Source organism: Archangium sp. (assembly GCF_057119385.1).
This window is the reverse complement of the sequence record NZ_DBNGVP010000078.1, coordinates 23,098-42,836: the sequence shown is the minus strand read 5'-3', so window position 1 is coordinate 42,836 and position 19,739 is coordinate 23,098. Positions and strand designations below refer to the sequence as shown.

Here is a 19,739-nt window from a genome sequence, read left to right as displayed (position 1 = left end):
GGAGGCGAGCGGGAAGTCCGGGGAGTGCTTCCTGGTCAGCTCGCTCCGCGCGCCGGCCGTGGCTTGAAGCGCAGGCGCGAGCGTTCGCGCGCCTTGTGGGCCTCGACCTCGCGGTCCCGGGGTTGGGCCGTGGTGGACAGCGAGTCGAGCAGCACGCGGGCGGCGGCCGTGACGTCCTCCACGGCTTGCGTGAAGGCCGCTTCGTTGGCCTGGGACGGTTTGTTGAAGCCGCTCAGCTTGCGCACGAACTGCAAGGCAGCCGCTCGGATCTCCTCCTCCGTGGCGGGCGGCTCGAAGTTGAACAGCGTCTTGATGCTCCGGCACATGGCTGCCTCCAATGCTCGATCCTCCGGGATGATAATCTGCGGCATGCGTTCACGGATGCGGACGGCCTCGTCATGGCGGAGAAAAGCTTGAGTTGAAACGGCCGCGGCCGTCACGCTGAGCTGACTTGACCCCGGAGGGTTTCTGGACGAATCCCCAGGGGACCCATGCTCCGCTCCGCCTCCCGCACCGTCCTCCTCGTGGCACTCGGTGCATTCGTGCTCTGCACCGTCCTGGTGACGCTCGCGGCCCGCTCCTCTCCCGAAGCCTACAGTCCCGCGCAACGCGCCTGGCCCGATGCCCCCACGCTGCGGGGCTGGGTGCGCTTCGACAGCGGGTGGTACGCCGACATCGCCACCGACGGCTACTTCTACTCCCCGGGCCGGATGAGCCCCGTGGCCTTCTTCCCCGCATACCCCCTCGCCATTCGGGGGCTCGGGCTGCTCGGCGTGGACCCCTTCCTCGCGGGCGTGGTGCTCGCCGCCCTCTGCGGTCTGCTCGCCCTGGTGCTCTTCACCCGCTGGGCCAGCCTCCGGGCCGGAGATGACGCGGCGCGCGACGCGGGACTGCTGCTCGCCCTCTACCCCTTCGCCTACTACCTCTACGGAGCGATGTACGCGGACGCCCTCTTTCTCCTGCTGGTGGTGGGCGCGTTCTTCCTGCTGGAGCGGGGACAGTTGCTGTCCGCCGTGTTGCTCGCGGCCGTGGCCACCGCCGCGCGTCCGGTGGCACCCGCGTTGGTGTTCGGGCTGGTGGTGCGCCGGCTGGAGTGGAAGCACGAGCGCGGCCTGCGCTGGGAGGCCAGGGACGCGCTGACGCTGCTGGCCGGACTGGGTTTCGTCCTCTACATGCTCTACCTCTGGCGCGCCTTCGGAGAGCCCTTCGCCTTCGTCAAGGCGCAGTCCGCTCCGGGGTGGGATCAAACGCCGGGCTGGCGCACCTGGCTCAAGGTGCACTGGTTCCAGGGCTTCTCCCGGCAGATGGAGCTCGCGGACGGGCTGCGGCTGGTGGGGCATGCCGCCATCACCCTGGGAGCGCTCGCCCTGGTGTGGCCCACCGCGCGCCGGTTGGGCTGGGGCTATGGCGCCTATACCCTGGCCATTGTGGGACTGCCCGCCCTCTCCAGCAAGGACTTCATGGGCATGGGCCGCTACCTGCTCGCCGCCTTCCCGCTCTTCCTCACGCTCGCGGTGTTGCTGCGCGAGCGCCCCCGGTTGCGCTGGAGTCTGCTCGCCGTCAGCGCGGCGCTGCTCCTCCTGCTCGCGACGGCCTACGGCTCCGGCGCCTACGTCTCCTGACGGCACTCTGTGGCATTGCGTCTCACACGCTCCCGAGCCGCGAGCGCGGTCCGAGAAGGGGTCCGCGGATTTCCTGCATGATTCTCCAGGTCACCGTCTCTCCTCGGATGCGGGGCAGCGGTTCGCGCCCACCGGAGTGAATGCCCAAGGAGAGAAGGTCATGACCGCGATGAAGAAGTATCTGTTGGCCTGGCTGTGTCTTCAGCTCCCCGTGCTGGCGCACGCCGAATCCACCGGGTCCGCGAGCGTGGCCCCCTCCGAGGCCGAGCGCTACGCGCGGCGCTGCCAGTCCCAGACGCGCCAGCGCACCGTGAAGCCCCAGGGGACGATGCTGTGGGGCACCCGGCGGAGCTGGGACACCGAGAAGATGGCCCCCGAGCGCAGCAGCGTGCTCGTCTCGGCCAGCCTCACGCCCGTGCTGCTGGCGGAGGCGCAGGGCAAGGCCTTGACGCTCGAGGGCGGGCACCTGGTGGCGCCCTCCACGGGCAAGGGCGTCGTCGGCGCCGTGCTCCAGGGGACGGCGAGCGACGGCAAGCCGGTGGAGGTGGCCATCTGCGGCGCGGAGCCTTCCGCCGAGGATCCCGGAATGGTCTGGTACCGCATCGAGGCCTGGAACGCGGTGGCCCAGGAGTGGGAGAACCCCTGCGTCGCGCTGGCTCGTGTGCCGGATCCCCGCGCGCTCGCGGTGGGCGGCGTCTGGGACGAGAGCGGCGCCCACCATCCAACGCCCGGCAGGTTCACCTTCGCCTGTGAGAACGGCGCCATCACCAAGTGCATCGGCTGGGGCTACAAGCCCTGGGCGAGCCGCGATGGGCAATCCCTGGCCCCCCTCCACCAGGCCTGCACGCGCATGGCCCGCGCGGACTACTGCGGCAATGGCCGCAGCCACACGCACGAGGACACTCCCCTCGACATCTATGATCGGCTCGGCGTGCTCGCGCGGACGACCGAGTCCTCGGCGGGATGGGAGCTCTCGCGGGCGTCCTTCGAGGCGGCGTGGGCAACGGATGGCGCCACCTGCCTGGCCCGGACGCGTGACGGCCGCGCGATGGAGACGATCCTCCAGGAGTGCCCCCACCGCTTCCAGACGGACGAGGCGCTCGAGCTGGGCGAGGGAGACCGGTGCACGGTGCGGCGCACGGACGTGAGCCCCGGGGCCGCGCTGCTGCGCAACCAGTCCTATGGCCCGTAGGACGCCTCAGGAGCGGGGCTCTCCGTCCTCCTGCTTCGTCTCCTCACTCAACAACTGGCTCATGTGCATCCGGCTCTCGAGGGTGGCCAGGAAGCTCTTGAAGTCACGGTGGGAGAGGCCCAGCCGCTTCTCCAGACGGCGCTGCGTCTCCTCGTAGATGGTCTGCCGTGTCGTCTTCAACCAGCGGGAGATCGTCGATTGATTGACGCGGAAGAGCGCGGCCAGCTCATACATCGACAGCTGATCGACGAAGTAGAGGCGGAGCCGGTGGCGATCCTCGTCCGAGAGCGTGGCGAAGGCCTCGCGCACGGCCTGGCGGAATTCGACCTGGTGACGCCGTTTGATGAGCTCCAGCTCCGTGTTGTCTTCCGTCGGGAGGTCGATGTCACCCGAGTCCTCCTCGGGAGCGGGCTTCTCGCCGAGCTGATGCTTGATGGCGGCGCGCACGCCGGTGACACGCACCCAGCTCAACAGGGCGCCCCGGCCCGTGTACTCCGAGATCTTCGGGCCCCCCTCGGGCGTGGGGACCAGGAGCTTCACGCGCACCTGCTGGCACACGTCGTCGAGCGTCGCGGTGGGCAGCTTGTGCCCCCGGAGCAGCCCCGGCAGCTTCGAGAGGTAGTGACGATCGAAGAGCTCGAGGGCGGAGGCCATCCCTCGCGTGCACGCACACGCGAGGTACAGCTCCGCCAGGGAGAGTTGCTCGAGGAGTGGCTCGACGGGACTGGGGGGCCGTGCCTCGGGCAGCCGTTCGGCGAGGTGCGTCACGAAGGGCTCGGCGGACAGGGCGACCGTTGGCCACTTCGCGCGGGCGCTCTCCCAGTGCTGGAGCAGCAGGCCTTCGAATGCGAGGGGATCCGCAGGAGGAAGGAAGCGCACCTTCACATGCGCGAGAAACGTCGCCGCCAACACAGACCCTTGCGCCATTGGGATTGCTGTACCATGCGCTCCGTCAGGCCAGCAACGGGCGCCCGGGCGCACTTCTCTGTCAGTGAAAGAGCCTGATTCTTTCGACGCCATGCATCCATTCACTCCCAACGACAATGGGTCGGGTGCATCCGATTGCCTGACGGACGAGCTCCTGGTGGATCTCCTCGATGGCCGTCTGTCCGACGAGGCGCTGGCCCGTGCCCATCGGCACGCCGCCGGGTGCGGTACCTGCCGGGCGCTCCTCGTCTCCATGTCGCGCGGGGGCCTGGGGGAGATGCCGGGTGTCCCGGAGAGCTCCGGACCGGGCGGCGCCGGTGTGGAGGAGCCAGGTCCATCGTGGACGCCGCCCGAGGTGTTCGACGAGTTCCGTCTCGAGCGCGTGCTCGGCCGTGGCGGCATGGGTGTCGTCTACCTGGCACACGACACCTCGCTGGACCGGCGCGTGGCGGTGAAGTTCATCGCCTCCCGCCAGCCCGAGCCCCGCGTCCGTGCGTACTTCGAGACCGAGGCCCGTGCGCTCGCCCGGTTGCAGCACCCGAACGTCGCCACGGTGTTCCGCGTCGGTGAAGTAAGGGGTCACCCGTACATCGTCTCCGAGTACGTCATGGGCCAGAGCCTCGCGGAGCTGCCCGTGCCCATGCCCTGGCGCCGGGTCCTGTCGCTCGGCGTGGGTCTGGCGCGGGGGCTCGCGGCGGCACACCGCCAGGGCGTGCTCCACCGCGACCTCAAGCCCTCCAACGCCCTCCTCACCGAAGCGGGCGAGGTGAAGCTGCTCGACTTCGGTCTGTCCGAGCGCTTCGAGCCGGGCGAGGCCTCTTCGCCGTCCAGCAATCACCTCGTGGGCACGCGGCCCTATCTGGCGCCCGAGCTGTTGGCGGGGGCTCCGGCGTCTCCTCGAAGCGACCTCTATGCCCTGGGCCTCGTGCTCCACGAGCTGTGGACGGGCGAGCTGCCACGGGGCCCGCTCCAGGTGGCGGAGGTGGAGGCCGCGCGGGAGGGAAGGCCGGAGATCGATCCGGACTTCGCCCTCCTCATCGCGCGGTGTCTGGCGCCCGAGCCGCTCGAGCGCTTCGCCTCGGCCGAGGCGCTCCGTGAAGCCCTCGAAAGGCTCGAGCAGAGCATCACCCCCGCGCCCCTGGCGGCCAGCAATCCCTATCGCGGCCTCGAGCCCTTCGAGGCCGAGCACCGGGCGCTCTTCTTCGGACGGGACGCGGACATTCGCGCCGTGCTCGAGCGCCTGCGCCACCAGCCGCTCGTCCTCGTCGCGGGGGACTCGGGGGCCGGCAAGTCCTCGCTGTGCCGTGCCGGCGTGCTGCCCCGGGTGGAGGCGGGGATGCTGGGCGAGGCCCATGAGCGGCTCACGCTGTGGCCCGGGCTCCGCCCGCTGGAGGCCCTGGCCGCCGCGCTCGCACCCGTCCTGGGCCGGAAGGAGGCGGAGCTCGTCACCGCGCTCGCGGACACCCCGGGCTGGCTCGGACAGGCGCTGCGCGAGCTGCACCAGGAGGGGCGGGGGCTGCTGCTCTTCGTGGACCAGCTCGAGGAGCTCCTCACCCTCTCCGAGCCGGTGCAGGCGGCGCACTTCGCCCGGCTCCTCGGCGAGCTCGCCCTGCCGTCGCAGCGAGTGCGCGTGCTGTTGACGGTGCGGGGCGACTTCCTGACGCGGCTGTGCGCGTTGCCCGGCCTGGGCGACGTGGCCGAGCGGGCGCTCTACATCCTCCGTCCCATGCCGCCCGAAGGGGTACGGGAGGCCATCGTCGGCCCCGCGCGTGGCCGGGGTGTGGTCTTCGAGTCCGCGGAGCTCATCCAGACGCTCGTCGAGTCCACGGCGCGCGGCGTGGGCAGCCTTCCGCTGCTCCAGTTCGCGCTCGCCGAGCTGTGGGAGCGGCGCCACCCGGCCCAGGGCCGCATCACCCGGGCGGCGCTCGAGGAGATGGGCGGCGTGGCCGGAGCGCTGTCGCGGCACGCGGATGGGGTGCTCGCGCGCCTGAGCCCCCACGAGCGCGAGGCGGCGCGGCGCCTGCTGCTCCAACTGGTGACAGGGGAGGGGACGCGCATCGAGCGCGCCGAGGAGGAGCTCGTCGAGAGCTCGGATGGGGCCACCGGTGCCGCCCTGCGCGCGCTCGTCGAGGGCCGCCTCCTGCACACGCGCACCACGGGAGGCCAGGCGCGCTGTGAGATCGCCCACGACTCGCTCATCGAGAGCTGGGGGACGCTGCGGGGCTGGCTCGACGACGACACCGGCCATCGCGCGGTGCGCAAGCGGCTCGAGACGGCGAGCGCCGAGTGGGAGCGCCTGTTGCGCGCCCGCGAGGCCCTGTGGGGCGAGCGTCAGCTCGATGAGGCGCGTCCGCTCGAGCCCTCCTCGCTGGGGCCCCGCGAGCGGGCCTTCCTCGTGGCCTCCCGCCGCGCCGTGACACGCCAGCGGTGGGGCCGTTGGCTCGTCGTGCTCGTCCTGGCCGTCACCGCCGCCGTCTCCTCTGGCGCTCTTCGCCTGCAGCGCTACCTCGAGGACGCGCGCTTCGTGGCCGCCCAGGCCGGCTCGGTGCGGGAGGCGCTCGCCACGGGCCGTGCGCTCGCCCTGCGCGCCAGCGTGCGCCGGGAGGAGGCGCTGGCGTTGTTCGACGGCCGGCCCTCCTCGACCATTGGTCCGGGCACCCTGCCGAGCCCCCAGGACCGCAGGCGGGCCGCCGAGCGGCGATGGAGCGAGGCGCTCGTCCTGAGGGAGCAGGCCAACGCGGAGTATGCCCGCGCGAGCCAGCTCCTGGAGAAGTCGCTGGATCGCGACCGCGGCCACGTGGAGACGCGCCGGCTCATCGCGGAGGTCACCTATGCCCGGTTCCTCCTCGCCGAGCGCTTCCACCAGCAACGCGAGCGCGACGCCTGGGCCCACCACCTGGAGCAGGTGACCGACACCGCGAAGGAGGGCGCGCAGTGGAGGCAACGGCTCCATGCTCCGGCCGAGCTGGAGCTGGTGACGGAACCTCCCGGCGCACGTGTCGAGCTCGAGCGCTACATCAATCTTCAGGGAACGCGGCACCGCCAGCCCGTTCCGAATATGGGTCCCCTGGGGCCCACCCCCCTCTCCCGGCTGCGCCTGCCCGAGGGCTCCTATCTCCTCCACGTCACGCACCCGGGCCGCGTGCCGGTGAGACTGCCGCTGCTCCTCGAGCATGGCGCCCGCGAGCAGGTCCGCCTCGTGCTCCCCACCGCGGTGCCCGCCGGCTACGTCTACATCCCGCCGGGCTGCTTCCTGCTGGGCAGCGCGGATCCGGAGGAGGTGCGGCTCTTCATGCTCAGCGCGCCGCTCCACCGGGTGTGTCTCAACGAGGGCTTCCTGATTGGCAGGCGGGAGGTGACGTTCGGCGACTGGCTGGCCTACCTCGACACCCTGCCCGCGGACGCGCCCGCCAGACGGCTGCTCGAGCAGCCGCGCTTCAGCAGCACCGGGGCCGTCACGCTGCGGTGGCAACCCGGTACCGGGTGGATCTTCTCCTTCTACCGCTCGCGCGAGGACGTCTTCTCGGCGAAGGAGGGGGAGACGTTCCGCTATCCGGCGCGCACCCTGCGCGACACCGCCGACTGGCGCCAGTTCCCCCTGTCCGGCGTCTCCTCCGAGGACCTGGTCCAGTTCTTCTTCTGGCTCGACCACACGGGGCGTCTGCCGGGCGCGCGCCTGTGCAGTCAGAACGAGTGGGAGTACGCGGCCCGAGGTGCCGATGGCCGCCGCTACCCCCATGGCGAGCAGCTGCAGCCCGACGACGCCAACATCGACGAGACCTATGGCCGGCTGCCCACGGCCTTCGGGCCCGACATGGTGGGCTCGCACCCGGCCTCGGTGAGCCCCTTCGGACTGGAGGACATGGCCGGCAACGCCTTCGAGCTCACCCGCTCGCCGACCGGGGAGTTCGGCCGCGTCGTCCTCCGGGGCGGCGCCTGGTACTACAACTCCTTCGGTGCCTACGTCGCGCAGATCTCCGAGGGAGATCCGACGGCGCGGGATGCCGCCATCGGCGTGCGCGTCTGCGCCTCGTTCTCGCCCTGAGCCGTCCGCTCCTGTCCCCCGGCCCCGGCCGTCCGCTCCTCGGGCGGGCCTCTGCATTGAGCTCGGGCAAGTCCGACCGGAGCAGCGAGACGCGCGAGCTGCTGCTCGTCACGGCGGAGCGGTTGTTCGCGGAGCACGGGGTGGAGGCGGTCTCCAACCGCCAGGTGAGCGAGGCGGCGGGCCAGTCCAACAACTTCGCGGTGGGCTACCACTTCGGCACCAAGGAGGAGCTCGTGGTGGCCATCGTGCGCCGGCACTACGAGCCGATCGAGCGGCGGCGGTCCGAGATGCTCGCGGAGATCAAGGGGGAGGCGGAGGTGCTCGTGCGGCAGGGGATGACGGAGCGCCGTCACATCGAGCTGTTCTCGTTCGTGGAAGGCATCAACGACGTCTACCTGGTGGCCACGGTCGTCGCCCTGCTGGCCGTGCCGCTCAGCCTCGGCATCCGCAAGAAGCCGGTGGAGTTCCAGGCCGCCGTGGAAGCACGATAGGGATTCCTGAGTGGGCCAGTGGAGTCGTGAGGCGCAGCGGCTCCGGGAGGGGCTCTCCGAGCGTCATGAGCGGCTCCAGCCCAGGACGCCCACGAGGCCGGGCAGGACAGGGTCCGTTCGGAGAAGCGACGCCACGGCAGCCCTCCCAATCGGAGCGACAGGGGCGCTCCTCGTCCTCGCGCGCCCTTCCTAACTTGAGGGTGGCTCTGGCGTGCTCGCGCCGCGCGGTGCACAGCGCCGGAACAAGGGGGTGGCGTGGTGTCAGCCTGGAAATCGTCCAAGGAATGGGTGGAGCTCGAGCTCCGGCGCGCCGGGGCCGAGGTGCAGGTGCGTGTCCAGGGCGGGAGCCGGGATGAGCAGACCGAACCCATCTCCCTCGGTCCCGACTTCACGCTCGAGTCGCTGGAACGGTTCTCGGCCGACGTGGGCAAGGCCGCCCAGGGGTGCAAGCCGCTCGAAGGGGCCCTGCTCGAGCGGGCCCATGCCCTCCACCAGGCCCTCTTCCGCGGGAAGATCCAGACGGTGTGGGCTCAACTCCACGAAGCGGCGGGGAGCGGCCAGGTCCTGCTCCGGCTGATGCTCCACGAGCCCTCGCTCCAGGCCGTTCCCTGGGAGGCGATCTGCGAGCCCGGGACGACCATGGGCTTCCTGGGCAACTCGCCGGACGTGCTCCCGACGCGGGGCGTGCACTCGACGGATCCCTTCAAGGTGCTCGAGGTGTCCGGTGCCATCCGCGTCCTGCCCATCGCCCCCTCGGGCCCCGCGGCCCTCACGACGCTGAAGCAGGCGCTCGCCGAGCGCATCTCGACAGGGGAGATCGAGTGGCTCGAGCCCCTCACCGATTCCCGCGCCGGGTGGCGCTCCCTGTCCGACCGCCTGGCGTGCGAGCCCTTCCCTCACGTCATCCATTTCATCGGCCATGGCGGCCTCGAGAAGGGCATTCCCACCCTGTTCCTGGGGGAGGACGACCGCGGCGAGCCGTGCTGGATTCGCGTGGAGCTGTTGGCCCAGCAACTCCAGGAGCGGTTGCGCCATCACCTGCTGCTGATGGTCCTCGAGGCGTGTGAAGGCGCGAATCCCGGGGCGCTGGCCAGCGCGGCGGAGCTGCTCGCCCGGGCCGGCGCGGATGCGGTCGTCGCCCATCTCTGGCCGGTCAAGACGGACGTGGCGCGCACGTCCTCGGCGACCTTCTACCGGGAGCTCACCGGCAAAGCCAAACGGCGGGGAGACGTGGCGCTCGCCCTCAACGATGCCCGGCGGGCGGTGTTGGGCGAGTTCCAGTGCAGCGCCGAGGCCTTCTCGCCGGTGCTCTACCTGCGCGGGCACGACTCCGTGCTGTTCGATTTCGAGGGCCGGAGGGTCTCCCCTCCGCGGCCCCTCTCCCCGGGGGCGGCCGTGGACGTGGCACCGCCCTCGCCAGCCCTGCAGCGGCTGCTGGAGGGGCCCTTCACCCTGCTGCTGGGGGACCAGTGGAAGGACGAGCGTCTGGTGCTGGAGGGGGACTTCCGCCAGCACCTGTGCGAGGAGCTCGCGAAGGAGGGAGAGGATGGCGACGCGCTCCGCTGGTTGCCGCTGAGCGCCCTCACCGAGCGGTATGTGCTGCATTGGTCGGAGGAGCGGCTGCTCTGGCGGTTCCAGAACGTGTTCAAGAGCGTCCAGCCGGCCTCGCCCCTGCTCGTGTCCTTGGCGCGGCGGCTCGTGCCCGGGGTCCACATCACCCTGCTGCGCTTCCCCATGCTGGAGCTCGTCCTGGCCGAGCAGCGGCCGGAGCTCACGCTCTATGCCATCCAGCCGCCGGCGCCTGGCGCACGCTCGGACGCGCCGGCGACCATGATGCGGCGCGCGGCGGGCGCGGAGGGCTGGGAGCAGATCGCAGATCTGCCCAGGGAGCGCGACAGGCAGCGGGAGCTCATGGTGCTCCGGCTCTACAGCGGCTTCCTGCCGGAGCGGGACTCCGGCCAGCCCCTCATCACCGAGGACCACTACCTGCTGGGCATCCATGAGCTGAATGAGCTGCGTCCTCCCGAGCTCACCAGCTTCATCGGGGGCGAGCTGTACAACCAGCCCGTCCTGCTGCTGGGCATGTCGCTGCTGTCCTGGCACCACCGCATGTTGCTCCACCGGCTCTTCGGGAGGAGGCCCCTGCCGTTCGGAAGCGTGGTGTTGCTCGAGCCCGAGGCGGCGAAGAAGGAGCGGCGCCTGTGGGAGAGCGGCAAGGGCCTGCCGGGGGGAGAGGGGGGCGAGGGCGTGCAGGTCGTCGGCTCGGGTGTTCCGGAGCTGGTGGGCTCGCTCGGCACGTCCGAGGAGGCGAGGGCGCCATGAGTGGAGCGGAGCGGATCAATCCCTTTCCGGGGCCCAAACCCTACCGGGAGCAGGAGCGCGAGCGTTTCCTGGGCCGGGAGGAGTGCACGCGGCTGCTGGCCAACAACATCCTGATGCACCCGTGTGTCCTGCTCTTCGGCCCGTCGGGGTCGGGCAAGTCGTCGCTGATGCAGGCCGGGGTGGTGCCCCTGCTGGAGGTGCAGTACCGCTTCCGCACGGTGCGCGTGGATGCCTGGCTGAAGGAGGAGCCGCCGCTGGAAGTGCTGGCGAAGGCGATGTTCTCCCGCTTCGAGCTGGGAGAGGTGCCCGCGGGGATGGCGCCCGCCGAGGCCATCGAGGAAGCCATCCGGTGGGAGAAGCGCTCCTCGGAGCGGCCCGTCCTCCTCTACCTGGATCAACTGGAGCAGCTGCTGTTCCCGGACAGGAAAGCGGAGGAGCTGGGCGAGCTGGTGAAGTGCCTGGAGCTGCTGGCGCACAAGCCCGTCCGGGGGCTGCAGCTGGTGCTGGCGCTGCGGGAGGACTACCTGGGGCGCTTCCGGCACAGGGCGAGGGGACGGAAGGTGCTGTGGGAGCAGGGCTTCCGGCTGGGGCCGCTCACGGTGGGGGAGATGGTGGGGGTGGCCTGTCAGCTGGCGGGCATGGGCGTGCCGAAGCAGACGTGGGAGAAGGACGAGGTGCGCCGGTTGATCCTCCAGGTGCGGGAGAAGGGGCAGGCAGAGACGGACGAGGCGGAGGTGCAGGCGGCGTTCGCGCAGATCGTCTGCCATGCGCTGTGGGAGGAGCGGGCGGAGAAGGGAAGCGTGGCGGGGCCGGTGGATGCGGAGCCCATCGTGCACAGGTACCTGGAGGCGACGCTGGAGGGGTTGGGGCCGCTGAAGGCGGATGCGCGGAGGCTGCTGGAGGAGTACCTGGTGGCGAGCGACGGCACGCGGACGCTGCTGATGGAGGAGCAGGCGCGGGCGGTGCTGCCGGCGGGGGAGGCGCAGAAGGTCTTGAAGAGCCTGGAGGACGCGGCGGTGCTGAGGGCGGAGGCGCACGGGGGGAGCCGCTACTTCGAGCTGGGCCACGACTGGCTGGCCAGGAAGGTGCTGGAGCTCCGGAGCAAGCGGCTGGGGGAGGAGCGGGCGCTCGAGCGCGAGCGGCTGAAGCGGGAGGAGGCGGCGCGCAGGCGGCAACGGGAGCGGGCCAGCCGGCGCAGGTTGCTCCTCGTCACGGCGGTGTCCTCCGCGGGGGCGCTGCTGATGGGCGCCCTGCTGCTCTGGACCCTGGGACTGAAGCGACTGGTCCTGGATCAAGCCCTGATGGCGGGCGCTCAGGAATGGGTGGCGCGCGATCAGCCCGATACGGCGATCAGTCTGCTCTCGGAGATCAAACATCCGAAGAAGGTGCGGGGGTGGGTGGAGCTGTCGAACGAGGCGCTGGCCTCGAATCATCTCATCGGGGTGCTTCCCGCTGGGGAGCTCATCACGGCCGCGGCGATCAGTCCGGACGGGCAGCACGTGGTGACGGCCTCCGAGGACGGGACGGCGCGGGTGTGGCGCGCGGATGGGACGGGCGAGCCGGTGGTGTTGGAGGTGCACGAGGGGACGGTGAGGTCTGTCGCGTTCAGCCCGGACGGGCAGCACGTGGTGACGGCTTCCTCGGACGGGACGGCGCGGGTGTGGCGCGCGGACGGGATGGACGTGCCGGTGGCGTTGACGGGGCACGAGGCGGGTGTCACTTCCGCCACGTTCAGCCCGGCGGGGGATCGGGTGGTGACGACGTCCTCGGACGGGACGGCGCGGGTGTGGCGCGCGGACGGGACGGGCGTGCCGGTGGCGTTGAAGGGGCACACGAAGCCGCTCACGTCCGCCGCGTTCAGCCCGGACGGGCAGCGCGTGGTGACGGCTTCCATGGACGGGACGGCGCGGGTGTGGCGCGCGGACGGGACGGGCATGACGGTGGTGTTGAAGGGGCTCGCGGAGCAATGCACGGCGCGTCCACTCCAGGGGACGCCACGCCAGGAGGAGCCACTCCAGTCCGCCGCGTTCAGCCCGAAGGGGGAGCGCGTGGTGACGGCTTCCTTCAACGGGACGGTGCGCGTGTGGCGGGCGGACGGGACTGGGAAGCCAGTGGTGTTGTGCGGGCACACGGAGTCGCTCACGGCCGTCGTGTTCAGCCCGGAGGGGGAGCGGGTGTTGACAGCTTCCTTCGACGGGACGGTGCGCGTGTGGCGGGCGGACGGGACGGGCGAGCCGGTGGTGTTGAAGGGGCACACGAAGTCGCTCACGGCCGCCGCGTTCAGCCCGAAGGGGGAGCGCGTGGTGACGGCCTCCTCGGACGGGACAGCGCGGGTGTGGCGTGTGGACGGGACGGGCGAGCCGGTGCTGTGGGCGGGGCACGAGGGGCCGGTGCGGTCTGTCGCGTTCAGCTCGGACGGACAGCGTGTGATGACGGCCTCCACGGACAGGACGGCGCGGGTATGGCAGGTGGACGGGACGGGCGAGCCGGTGCTGCTGCGCGGGCCCGAGGAGCCACTCGTGGCGGTCGCCTTCAGCCCGGACGGACAGCGGGTGGCAACGGCTTCCCTGGATGGGACGGCGCGGGTGTGGCGGGCGGACGGGACGGGCGAGCCGGTGGTGTTGAAGGGGCACGAGGGGCCGGTGATGTCTGTCGCGTTCAGCCCGGACGGGCAGCACGTGGTGACGGCTTCCGAGGACGGGACGGCGCGGGTGTGGCGCGCGGACGGGACGGGCGAGCCGGTGGTGTTGAAGGGGCACGAGGCGGGTGTCACCTCCGCCGCGTTCAGCCCCAAGGGGGAGCGGGTGGTGACGACATCCTCGGACGGGACGGCGCGGGTGTGGAACGCGGATGGGACGGGCACGCCGGTGGTGTTGAAGGAGCACGAGTGGGCGATCGAGCCCACCGCGTTCGCGGGCGGAGGGGGCAAGCCGCTGGTCTTCGGGCGCACGAAGCCGCTCACGGCCGCCGCGTTCAGTCCCAACGGGGAGCGGGTGGTGGCGGCTTCCTATGACGGGACGGCGTGGGTGTGGCGCGCGGACGGCTCGGGCGAGCCGGTGAAGTTGTCGGGGCCCACCCGGGGACTCCAGTCCGTCGCGTTCAGCCCCAAGGGGGAGCGGGTGGTGGCGGCCTCCCTGGACGGGACGGCGTGGGTGTGGCGCGCGGATGGGTCGGGCAAGCCGATCGAGTTGCACGCTCGAGAGGCGGATGTCTCGGCCGCCGTGTTCAGCCCCGAGGGGGAGCGGAAGATGGCTGCTTCCGGGGACGGGGCGAGCGAGCCGAGGGGGTGGGGGAACACGAAGCCGCCCGCGGCCGCCGTGTTCAGCCCGGATGGGAAGCGGGTGGTGACGGCCTCCCTGGACGGGACGGTGCGCGTGTGGCGGGCGGATGGGAAGGGCAGGCCCCTCACGGTGTGGAAGTGGTCCACGGCGTCACTCACGGCCATCGCGTTCAGCCCGGATGGGGCGCGGGTCCTCACCGGTTCCGTGGATGGAATCGCGAGAAACTGGCCCGTCTCCATCGAGTCCATTCAGCAACTGCTCCAGGAGGCCCGCACGAACTGTCTCTCCTCCGAATTGCGTCACACCTATTTCGACGAGAGCGAGGAGACGGCCCGGAGCAGATACGAGGCATGTGAGCGCTCCCACCACCGCACTCCCCTGCCCGAGGAGGCCTCTTGAGCCCCCGCAGGGCCGCCCGTCTTCTTCGGGGGGGCCTCTTTCCCCTGGAACCCCCCGTCTCCAATTCAACAGGGGGAAACAGCCACGCGGAGAGTCCCATGCGAAAAGCCCATGTCCTGCTGCTCGTCACGCTGAGCCTGCTCGCCGCCCCCGCCCTGGCCGAGGAGATCATCCATCCGGAGAGCGGCCTGAAATTCGTTCTGCCCCGTGGGTGGACGTACTCACAGGACGGCGACGCCCTCATCGCCACCAATCTGAACGGGACGGTCTCCATGATCTTCCTGGTGACGGATATCGACAGCTCCGCGGATCTGCTCGACGCCATCAGCCAGGAGCTGGGCGACAGCATCCAGGATGCCCAGCTCACCAACCAGCCCGTCAGCCAGCAGAGCCACGGCCTGACGCTGGTTCATGCCGAGGGCATCGGCATCTGCGGGGGTGAGGCGTGTGATTGGGATCTCACCCTCGTGACAGGTGGCAGGAAGAACCTCTTCATGGTGGCCATCGGCGATATCGCCACCAACGAGAGCGCCATCCACCGCGTGTACGACTCCATCAGGAGTCAGTGAAAGCCATCCCCCCGCTCACGGGGGCGCCGGAGAGGAACCGCTCAGGGCCGCTGGACGGAGCAGCGGCCCTCGGCGCGGCGCGTGAGGTCCTCGGCCACGGTGCGCAGCAGGCCCCGCGTCAGCGCCGAGCGCTGCGCCTCCGTCTTCTCCCCCTGTGTGAGCCACTGCGCCATCTTGCCCAGGCTCGCCGCCGTCACCACCTGCAGCCGCACCCCCACCTCCACCTCGAGGGCCGCGCCGGCCTCCGGCTCCTCCTCCAGCGTCCACGCCACCCGCTCCAGCTCCAGCGTTCCCACGCCCGCCGCCAGCGGCCTGCCGTCCAGCAGCCAGCCGCCCTCCTTCGCCGAGTACGCCAGCACCTGCGTCAGCCTCGCCGCGTCCATCCGCTCGGAGAACCACAGCGGCCGGCGCCGCAGCAGCGTCAGCTCCACCTCCAGCCGCCCCGCCAGCCCCAGCCGCATCAACCGCTCCAGCTCGGGCGCCACCAGCGCGAGCGCCTCGGGCCGCACCACCACGCGCCGCCCCGTCCGCGCCGCCGAGCACGTCACCTTCGGCGGCTCCTCGCCCCGGGCCACGGGCGCGAGCAGGCCCAACGCGGCCACCAGCGCCGCGCCGGAACTCCTCCCTCTGCTCGTGCCAGTCGGCCGCATGGTGTCTCAGAAGGGCCGCACGAAGAGCAGCCGCGCCTCGGGGGAGAGCGACGCGCGCTCGTCCGTGCGCCAGGCCACCGACAGGTGCACCGAGTCCCCGAAGTACAGCTGCGCGCCCAGGCCCAGCTTCGGATCCATCCAGCCCAGCTCCTGGGTGTGCACCGTGCCCATGTCCGCGAAGACCCCGATGAAGTCCCACCGGTACTCCGCGCTCGCCAGCAGCGAGGCGTCCCCGCGGAACTCCTTGAAGGCGTAGCCGCGCAGCCCGCTCCACCCGCCCAGGGCCTCCTGCTTCTGCAGGGGCAGGTCCTCGCCGCCCGCCGCGCGCACGCGCAGCCGCAGGCCGTCATCGTGGCCGGTGTTCACGTACAGCACGTTGTCGCTCACCAGCTTCCAGAAGCGGTACTCCGCGCCACCGCCCAGCGCCGGGCTGCCCACCTCCAGCGTCAGCAGGTTGCGCACCGCCGTCCGCTCCGGCCAACCCCAGTCGTGCCGCACCTGGGACAGCTCGGGGTTGCGGAAGAGCGGGCCCCCGCGCGAGGAGCGCTTCGCGTCGCTCGCGTACTCGATGCGGCCCACCACCGACGTCATCCGTCCCTCGTCCACCAGCGGGTTGGGGAAGGGCGCCGAGTCGCGCCGGAAGAGCGAGAAGGGCGGCGAGAAGCTCACCAGCGAGTCATACGTGTCCCGGCGGTACTCCGCCCCCACGAGCAGCTGGGGCGACAGGCGCCAGGTGGCGAAGCCCGTGAGGCCCTTGCGCCGGAAGTACTCCGCGTCCGGGCGGTTGAGCAGCGCGGAGTAGATGTACGAGTCGATGGCGCCCATCCGCCACCGGTCGTTGGTGTCCGTGAAGTCATACAGCTGGACGCCCACCTCGGCGAGCCGCACCGCCGGCACCTCCACCTTCGCTCCCACCAGCCAGTTGAGCCGCCGCTGGAAGGCCGTTTGCTCCGGATCGCCCGGGATGCGCTGGCCGCCCCAGCGCAGGGGGATGGTCAGTGCCCCCTCCAGCGTCACGTGGGCCCGGTTGTGCACGTCCCACAGCTTGAGCGAGCCCGACAGGCCGGGCGCGAAGCCCGTCACCTGCGTGTGCATGGGGATGAGCTCCGCGTCGAAGCTGGAGCCTCTCGGGCGCGCGTGCACCACCACGCGGCGGCCCACGGTGGTGATGGCCTCGTCCCCGGAGCCGTGCTTCCACCCCTCCGCCAATGCCTCCCAGGACAGCTCCACGTCGTCGTCCCAGTGCTTGCGCTTCTTCTCGCGCTGCGTCTCCTCCACCGGCCGGTAGCGCCGCCCGCCGTTCTCCTCGCGCACCTCCTCGAAGCGCGTGGCCGGCCTGGGCAGCGCCTCCACGTCCCGCAGCTTGAGGAAGGGCATCTCGTGCTCCAGACGCTCCTCCGCCCGGCGCAGATCGCTGCGCAGCAGGACGTCGCCGGGCTTGATGCCCATGACCTCGCGCACCCGCGCCGCCACGTCCTCCTCCACGCCCCGCACCTCCACCGCCTCCACCGTGCCCTCGTCCACCCGCAGCCGCAGCTGCCCCTCCGGTGTCAGCGTGGCGTCGAGGCTCGCGAGCAGGTAGCCCTCGTCCTCGAGCTCGTCCTGTGCGCGCTCCAGCGCCTCGGGCAGCCCCTTCCACACGAAGCCCGGGTGGAACCGGCCCTCGTCATCGAAGAAGGCCAGCAGCTCCTTCGGCGGGTTCGGCGCCAGGCACTTCCGGGAGGACACGTGCCACCGGATTCCCTCCGCTCCGATGTGCACGAGGGTCTCCGCGTCGTCGTCGTCGTCGTCCTCCTCCTCATCGTTCGTGGAGGCGGACGGCGGCAGGCGGAACAGCTGGTCCTGTACGTCCTCCTGCTCGTCCTTCTGCAGGCCGGTGATGTCCACGCTCGTCACGTGGGGCTGCTCCTCCAGGGCCACCACCAGCACCGGCGTCGCGCCCTCCGCGAGCCGAACCGTGGGCGTCACCTTCGAGAACAGCCCCGTGCTCGCGAGACGCTCGAGGATGAGGGCCGCCTGCTCCGGGGAGAGCGTGCCCTTCTCCGGAACGTGCGCCAGTGCGCGCACCACGGGCTCGGAGAGGCGCTGGAGGCCCTCGAGCTTCACGTCCGCCAGCGCGCGGTTCTCCCCGTTGACGCTCAGCCGCAGCGCGCCGAGCACCTCGGAGTCCGGCGCGTCGTCCGCCTCGGCCAGGCAGGGGTCTTCTGGCGGCCGGGGTGGGGGCGCCTCCTGGGTGGCGGCCGGGGGCGTCGTGCCGTCCTTGCCGGAGGTCTCGGGCGTCTGGGGCGTGGCGACGCCCTGGGCGTTGGCCGCGAGTGACAGGAAGCAGAGAAGGTGTGCGATGCGGTTCATGCGGGACGGGAGGAGCATGAGGCGTTCCAGGCCGGCGGGCGCTGCAAGTGCGCGAAACCACAGGGGGCCGCACCTCGCGGAGGATGTCATCTCCACATCCTGATGTCGCGGGGTGATGTGCTGATGACATCGGGCGGTCTCAACCGGGCCTCTGCCGCGCCGCCGGGCTGGCCCCCAGCAGCCAGTCACGCACCGCGAGGAATCGTGCGGTCGGAGCCGAAGCACGCCGCCAGGCCAGCCACAGGGTGGCTCGAGGCTGGCGCAGCGGGCCGTGCCGCCGCTCCGGCCTGAGCGCCAACACCCGCCCGGCGCTCAGGCTGGCTTCCACCAGGTAGTCGGGCAACACCGCGATGCCGCACCCGGCCTCGGCCAGGGCCAGCATCTCATCCAGGTTGGCGATATGGCACACCACGCCCTGGGGCAGCGGGGTGCGCGGCCCGAAGGCGGTACGCCACCAGGGCGCCAGCATGGCCAGGTCCTTGTCGAAGGCGATGTAGCGCTGCGCGGAGAAGTCCGCCACGGTGCGTGGCGTTCCCCGCCCGTCCAGGTAGCGAGGCGAGGCCACCGCGATGAACTCCTCCTGGGCGATGGCGCGTGACTCCAGCGCCACCTCATCGACGGGGGCGCCGATCACCGCCAGGTCCACCTCCCCGGCGAGCAGCCGGCGGACCAGCACCGAGGCCACCTCGAAGCGCACCGAGAGCGTGAACTCCGGGTAGCGGGCGAACAGCGGCGGCAGGCGCGGCCGCAGCCAGACACGGCAGAAGGGCGCCGGGCCACCCAGCCTCACCTCGCCGCGCACCGCCGTCTGCTCGGCCCTCGCTTCCTCGACGGCGGCTTCCACCGCGGGCAGGTGCTCCCGCAGCCGCGCCACCAACACCGCCCCGGCCGTGGTGAGCCGCGCGCGCCGTCCCACCCGCTCGAAGAGCGTCAGCCCCAACTGGCCCTCCAACGCCTTGAGCTGCTGCCCCACCGCCGAGGGTGTCACCCCCAGCCGGGCCGCCGCCGCCGCGTGGGTCCCCGCCCGGCTCACCTCCAGCAACGTCCAGAGCGCCTCGTGATTGACAAGCATGGCTCTACATTATGCGTAGAAACCCGAGCGTTTCTAAACACAGCCCCCGGGCTATTCCTCCGTCCATCGGGTGGCGGGAAGGCCCCGCCCCGCATGAGGAGCCAGGAGCATGGGCGCAATGACCGCGGTGAAGGTGTTGAAGATCCTGTTGATTGTCACCAGCCACGAGCAGATGGGCGCCAGCGGCGAGCGCACCGGCTTCTGGATGGAAGAGCTCGCCGCGCCCTACGCCGAGTTCTCCACGGCGGGAGCGCAGGTGGACATCGCCTCGCCGCTCGGAGGCAAGGCCCCGGCGGATCCGCGCAGCCTCGGGGAGCAGTCGGAGGTGGTGCGCGCCTTCCTGGCGGACCCGGCCGCGGTGAAGAAGATGGAGAACACCCTCGCGCTCGAGCAGGTGAAGGGCACCTATGACGCCTATTTCGTGGTGGGTGGCCACGGCGTCATGTGGGACCTGGCCGCGTATGCGCCGCTGCACAAGATGCTGGGGAAGGAGTGGGATCGGGGCGCGGTGGTGGCGGCGGTCTGCCACGGGCCCGCGGCGCTGGTGGGGGTGAAGGACAAGGCCGGCAAGCCGCTGGTGGCTGGACGGCGGGTGGCCGGCTTCTCCAACGAGGAGGAGGCGGCGGTGAAGCTCGACAAGGTGGTGCCCTTCGCGCTGGAGACGCGGCTGAAGGAGCTGGGTGGCAACTACGAGCGCGGCCCCATGTGGAAGAGCTTCGCGGTGCGTGACGGGCGCCTGGTCACCGGGCAGAACCCCGCCTCGTCCGCGGCCGTGGCCCGCGAGGTGTTGAGCGCCTTGCGCGAGCGCTGAGGCGCC

At 71.3% G+C, this 19,739-nt stretch carries 13 protein-coding genes; 8 read left to right on the top strand and 5 right to left on the bottom strand.

The window, feature by feature from the left end:
* Positions 1–35: 35 nt before the first annotated feature.
* Positions 36–326 carry a DUF2277 domain-containing protein gene (locus AC16DP_RS18765; RefSeq protein WP_329727346.1) on the bottom strand — a complete coding sequence of 97 codons (291 nt, stop codon included), beginning with the start codon at positions 324–326 and terminating at the stop codon, positions 36–38.
* A gap of 165 nt (positions 327–491) precedes the next feature.
* On the opposite strand from AC16DP_RS18765, the gene AC16DP_RS18760 reads away from it, so the two are divergent.
* The gene (locus AC16DP_RS18760; protein WP_329727347.1) at positions 492–1,622 is read left to right on the top strand and encodes a mannosyltransferase family protein; all 1,131 of its coding nucleotides are present in this window, start codon (positions 492–494) and stop codon (positions 1,620–1,622) included.
* A 160-nt stretch (positions 1,623–1,782) separates the two neighbouring features.
* Positions 1,783–2,814: an ADYC domain-containing protein gene (locus AC16DP_RS18755; RefSeq protein ID WP_329727348.1), complete on the top strand. Its 1,032-nt coding sequence runs from the start codon at positions 1,783–1,785 to the stop codon at positions 2,812–2,814.
* 6 nt (positions 2,815–2,820) lie between these two features.
* Here the strand turns inward: AC16DP_RS18755 and AC16DP_RS18750 are convergent, their stop codons facing one another.
* Complete coding sequence (locus tag AC16DP_RS18750; protein WP_483956813.1) at positions 2,821–3,741, bottom strand: sigma-70 family RNA polymerase sigma factor; 921 nt, start codon at positions 3,739–3,741, stop codon at positions 2,821–2,823.
* Positions 3,742–3,898: 157 nt separating this feature from the next.
* On the opposite strand from AC16DP_RS18750, the gene AC16DP_RS18745 reads away from it, so the two are divergent.
* The 5 genes from AC16DP_RS18745 to AC16DP_RS18725 all read left to right on the top strand — a co-directional run bounded on the left by AC16DP_RS18745 (position 3,899) and on the right by AC16DP_RS18725 (position 14,848).
* Positions 3,899–7,786 (top strand): bifunctional serine/threonine-protein kinase/formylglycine-generating enzyme family protein, encoded by a 3,888-nt coding sequence (locus tag AC16DP_RS18745; protein WP_329727349.1) that lies wholly within the window; start codon positions 3,899–3,901, stop codon positions 7,784–7,786.
* Positions 7,787–7,842: 56 nt separating this feature from the next.
* The gene (locus AC16DP_RS18740; RefSeq protein ID WP_329727350.1) at positions 7,843–8,277 is read left to right on the top strand and encodes a TetR/AcrR family transcriptional regulator; all 435 of its coding nucleotides are present in this window, start codon (positions 7,843–7,845) and stop codon (positions 8,275–8,277) included.
* Between the two features lie 258 nt (positions 8,278–8,535).
* Positions 8,536–10,599 (top strand): CHAT domain-containing protein, encoded by a 2,064-nt coding sequence (locus AC16DP_RS18735; RefSeq protein WP_329727351.1) that lies wholly within the window; start codon positions 8,536–8,538, stop codon positions 10,597–10,599.
* Positions 10,596–14,279, top strand: coding sequence for an nSTAND1 domain-containing NTPase (locus AC16DP_RS18730; protein ID WP_329727352.1), 3,684 nt, complete (start codon positions 10,596–10,598; stop codon positions 14,277–14,279). Before AC16DP_RS18735 ends, AC16DP_RS18730 begins: the two co-directional genes overlap by 4 nt.
* Positions 14,280–14,377: 98 nt before the next feature.
* On the top strand, positions 14,378–14,848 hold the full coding sequence (locus tag AC16DP_RS18725) for a hypothetical protein (protein WP_329727353.1): 471 nt from the start codon (positions 14,378–14,380) through the stop codon (positions 14,846–14,848).
* Between the two features lie 41 nt (positions 14,849–14,889).
* On the opposite strand, the gene AC16DP_RS18720 is transcribed toward AC16DP_RS18725, so the two are convergent.
* From AC16DP_RS18720 to AC16DP_RS18710, 3 genes are all read right to left on the bottom strand, one after another.
* Positions 14,890–15,498 (bottom strand): hypothetical protein, encoded by a 609-nt coding sequence (locus tag AC16DP_RS18720; protein ID WP_329727354.1) that lies wholly within the window; start codon positions 15,496–15,498, stop codon positions 14,890–14,892.
* Positions 15,499–15,504: 6 nt separating this feature from the next.
* On the bottom strand, positions 15,505–17,868 hold the full coding sequence (locus AC16DP_RS18715) for a BamA/TamA family outer membrane protein (protein ID WP_329727355.1): 2,364 nt from the start codon (positions 17,866–17,868) through the stop codon (positions 15,505–15,507).
* A 121-nt stretch (positions 17,869–17,989) separates the two neighbouring features.
* Entirely contained in the window at positions 17,990–18,922 is a 933-nt protein-coding gene (locus AC16DP_RS18710; RefSeq protein WP_329727356.1) for a LysR family transcriptional regulator, read from the bottom strand.
* A gap of 109 nt (positions 18,923–19,031) precedes the next feature.
* On the opposite strand from AC16DP_RS18710, the gene AC16DP_RS18705 reads away from it, so the two are divergent.
* A complete protein-coding gene (locus AC16DP_RS18705) occupies positions 19,032–19,733 on the top strand; it encodes a type 1 glutamine amidotransferase domain-containing protein (protein WP_329727357.1) in 702 nt (233 codons plus the stop codon).
* Positions 19,734–19,739: the final 6 nt, after the last annotated feature.

Coding starts and splice junctions, on each gene's coding strand:
- AC16DP_RS18710 (WP_329727356.1), bottom strand. CDS start 18,922: ATGCTTGTCAATCACGAGGCGCTCTGGACGTTGCTGGAGGTGAGCCGG.
- AC16DP_RS18765 (WP_329727346.1), bottom strand. CDS start 326: ATGTGCCGGAGCATCAAGACGCTGTTCAACTTCGAGCCGCCCGCCACG.
- AC16DP_RS18750 (WP_483956813.1), bottom strand. CDS start 3,741: ATGGCGCAAGGGTCTGTGTTGGCGGCGACGTTTCTCGCGCATGTGAAG.
- AC16DP_RS18705 (WP_329727357.1), top strand. CDS start 19,032: ATGGGCGCAATGACCGCGGTGAAGGTGTTGAAGATCCTGTTGATTGTC.
- AC16DP_RS18730 (WP_329727352.1), top strand. CDS start 10,596: ATGAGTGGAGCGGAGCGGATCAATCCCTTTCCGGGGCCCAAACCCTAC.
- AC16DP_RS18725 (WP_329727353.1), top strand. CDS start 14,378: ATGCGAAAAGCCCATGTCCTGCTGCTCGTCACGCTGAGCCTGCTCGCC.
- AC16DP_RS18760 (WP_329727347.1), top strand. CDS start 492: ATGCTCCGCTCCGCCTCCCGCACCGTCCTCCTCGTGGCACTCGGTGCA.
- AC16DP_RS18715 (WP_329727355.1), bottom strand. CDS start 17,868: ATGCTCCTCCCGTCCCGCATGAACCGCATCGCACACCTTCTCTGCTTC.
- AC16DP_RS18755 (WP_329727348.1), top strand. CDS start 1,783: ATGACCGCGATGAAGAAGTATCTGTTGGCCTGGCTGTGTCTTCAGCTC.
- AC16DP_RS18720 (WP_329727354.1), bottom strand. CDS start 15,498: ATGCGGCCGACTGGCACGAGCAGAGGGAGGAGTTCCGGCGCGGCGCTG.